General features: G+C 54.8%; 4 protein-coding genes. 1 reads left to right on the top strand and 3 read right to left on the bottom strand.

Annotation, left to right across the window (positions count from 1 at the left end; genetic code table 11):
* The 3 genes from QVO51_RS00220 to QVO51_RS00230 form a co-directional block, all read right to left on the bottom strand.
* The coding region (locus QVO51_RS00220) for a polysaccharide deacetylase family protein (protein ID WP_288167649.1) at nt 1-720 on the bottom strand (720 nt) is incomplete at its 3' end.
* 144 nt (nt 721-864) lie between these two features.
* Nucleotides 865-1110 (bottom strand): IreB family regulatory phosphoprotein, encoded by a 246-nt coding sequence (locus QVO51_RS00225; RefSeq protein WP_015557403.1) that lies wholly within the window; start codon nt 1108-1110, stop codon nt 865-867.
* A 208-nt stretch (nt 1111-1318) separates the two neighbouring features.
* On the bottom strand, nt 1319-1492 hold the full coding sequence (locus QVO51_RS00230; protein WP_015557404.1) for a DUF1540 domain-containing protein: 174 nt from the start codon (nt 1490-1492) through the stop codon (nt 1319-1321).
* Nucleotides 1493-1730: 238 nt separating this feature from the next.
* Here QVO51_RS00230 and QVO51_RS00235 point away from each other — a divergent pair, with 238 nt between their 5' ends.
* A complete protein-coding gene (locus QVO51_RS00235; RefSeq protein WP_022356744.1) occupies nt 1731-2636 on the top strand; it encodes a methylenetetrahydrofolate reductase in 906 nt (301 codons plus the stop codon).
* Nucleotides 2637-2738: the final 102 nt, after the last annotated feature.

The following is a 2738-nucleotide window of genomic DNA, read 5'->3' on the forward strand; positions in this document are numbered from 1 at the left end:
CCCCTGCTGCCGCAGGCTGTCGATCACATCCCCCAGCACGGCGCAATTGGTGGCGGACACGGAATGCAGCAGATAAATGCCGCCTCCGTGGGCTGCCTCCGTCATGCGGCTGTATGCCTGTGCCGGATCCGGCTGCTGATCCACCAGCCAGTCCACATAAGCAAAGCTCCAGAACACCGTCTTGTACCCCAGCCTCTGGGCTGCCGCCAGTGACGCCTCCGAGTACTCCCCGCAGGGGGGCCGCAGATACTGCATCTCATACCCGTAGGTGTCCTGCACATACTGGTGCAGGCTCATGATCTCCTCCTCCAGTGCCGCTCCCTCCAGCTTGGGCATGGAAGCGTGGGTCATGCCGTGGTTCCCCAGTACATGCCCCTCGTCCACCATCCGCTGCACCAGCGCCGTTTCCTTCCTGGCGTAATCCCCCGTCAGAAAGAAGATCGCCTTCACATTCTTTTCCTTCAGCGTATCCAGGATCTGCGCCGTGTAACCGTTTTCATACCCCTGGTCAAAGGTCAGCAGAATATACCGGCTGTCCCCGGACAGGGCGCAGGCGTCGTAGCCTCCGTACTGCTGGTTGAATTCCACCGCCCCGATGGGTCTGTTCTGTCCGTCATACCGGCAGCCCTGCCCATAGCCGTGTACGTCCCCGGCATGCACCGTGCCGCTGAGTATGCACACCGCCGCCAAGCCTGCAATGCAGGCGCTCCATCTTCTCATTCCCATTCCATCCTTGCATCAAACTTCGGGCAGCACCCACAAAGTCCTGCGGCGCTGCCCAAGGTTAGTATGCGTGGGGATGCCGGGTACATACCCGGAGAAAAACGGAAACGGCAGCAGATTCCTCTACCGCCGTGTGCCGTCCTAATCTTCCAGGTAGTTTCTGACGAGAACCTGAAGAAGCTCGTCCCGGTCAATGTGCCGGATCAGACTGCGTGCGTTGTTGTAGGTGGTTATGTAGGTAGGATCCTCGGACAGAATGTAGCCTACGATCTGGTTGATGGGGTTGTAGCCCTTCTGCACCAGTGCGTCGTATACAATGGTGAGGTTCCGCTTCAGCTCGTTTTCACGCTCCTGGTTTACGGAAAATGTCATAGTCTTGTCACACATAGCAATCCAATGGGATCAGAGCCTATTGCTCCGTCCACGCTCCTTTCTTTCAGTTTTCCCTTACTTCTCATGTTCTATTATACTATATTTGATTGGATTTCACAAGTGAAAATTTTTCAAATTGGCGTTTTGCTGTATTTCATGTAATCTTTTTGTACAAAATAAACAAGGGGAAGCGGAGCATAGGCTCCGCCTCCGGCATCCCTGTTTAGCCGCAGCAGTTGCTGCGCAGCTCGAAGGAGTTGCAATCTGTGCATTCCGCCATGGTGGGGTTCTGCTCATGTGTGCCGATCCGGATCACGTCCAGAGAACACAGGTTGCAGCAAGCGTTGTTGTGCTTGCACTGCTGTACGGTACACTGAATGTGAGAATTCTTTTCCATTTTATTCATCCTTCTTTCTTCATACTGTTCGCTTCCGAACAATCCTAGTATGACCGCTGATCCGGGGAATATACGCCCAGATTCTATACAATATGTACAAGAAAAAATACATCTCCTTGTCTATGACGCCGAAATTTACAGTTTTCTGTTGAAAAACTGTGCAAAACAGAGTACAATACCATTAGAAGTAGTAAAAATCATTATGAGTCAACCAAAATGGGAAAGGATGGATATTTGTATGGAGTTGAGTACGAAAAAAGCACGTCCCCGTCTGACGTTTGAGATCTTTATTCCGGAACAGGCTGCACCTATCTCTAAGATGATGCAAACGGTGGATGTGCTGCGCAGTGCCAAGCCGGATTTCGTGCTGGCAACGGCGGATCACCGGCACGGCACCGGGCTGGAACGGGCAGTGGAGTTCGCCTCTATGATCCAGTCCGAGGGCGGCATCCCCGGAGCGGTACTGATCCCCTCCATCTGCTACACCCGCACCCGGCTGAAGCTGCCGCTCCCGCAGATGAAGCGCCGGGGCATCACCCGGATCCTGGCGGTGCGTGGGGACGGCATGCGCCCGGATTTTGAGCATGCAGACTTTCCCAGTGCGGCGGAGCTGATCGAATTCATCAAGGAAGTGGATCCGGAATTCCGGGTGGCTTCCGGATGCTTCCCGGAGAACCATCCCGAATCCCTGGGCATCGTCACGGACGTATGGCAGCTGCGGCGGCAAGCGGACGCAGGTGCCTGCCGGATGATTACCCGGATGTTTTACAGCTTCCGGTACTTTGAGGCAGTGCAGAACCGGTTGGATATTGCCGGGGTATATCTGCCCATGGACGCCGGGATCATGCCAATTCTCCGGAAGGAATCGGTATCCCTGCTGCGGCAGGATTTCGGGGTACGGCTGCCCCGCTCCTTTGCACAGCGGCTGGCACAGTATGAGGACGATCCCAAGGGCTTTTACGAGGAAGGGGTCAAGTACGCCAATGAGCAGATCCGGCGGCTGGTTGCCAAGAGTGCCCCCGGGGTACATATTTTCAGTCACAATGACCCGGAGCTGATCACCCGGCTGTCCCACGGATTTTACGATGCCGTTTCAGATTTCCAGGCAGGCACGCTGGCGCAGGAATTTCTCTCCAAAGCATAAAACAGGCACCGCACGATTTGTGCGGTGCTTTTTTCTTCCGTGTATTTTTAGTGACCGCTCTTTCCGGATTTATCTTTCATGCTCTGCGTGCTCCACCCACGC

Origin of the sequence: Ruminococcus sp. CAG:379 (genome assembly GCF_000434255.1) — a bacterium.
Lineage (GTDB): Bacteria > Bacillota > Clostridia > Oscillospirales > Ruminococcaceae > Ruminococcus_F > Ruminococcus_F champanellensis.

Excerpts from the sequence above, each read along its gene's own strand:
- QVO51_RS00225 (WP_015557403.1), bottom strand. The coding sequence starts at position 1,110 with ATGTGTGACAAGACTATGACATTTTCCGTAAACCAGGAGCGTGAAAAC.
- QVO51_RS00230 (WP_015557404.1), bottom strand. The coding sequence starts at position 1,492 with ATGGAAAAGAATTCTCACATTCAGTGTACCGTACAGCAGTGCAAGCAC.
- QVO51_RS00235 (WP_022356744.1), top strand. The coding sequence starts at position 1,731 with ATGGAGTTGAGTACGAAAAAAGCACGTCCCCGTCTGACGTTTGAGATC.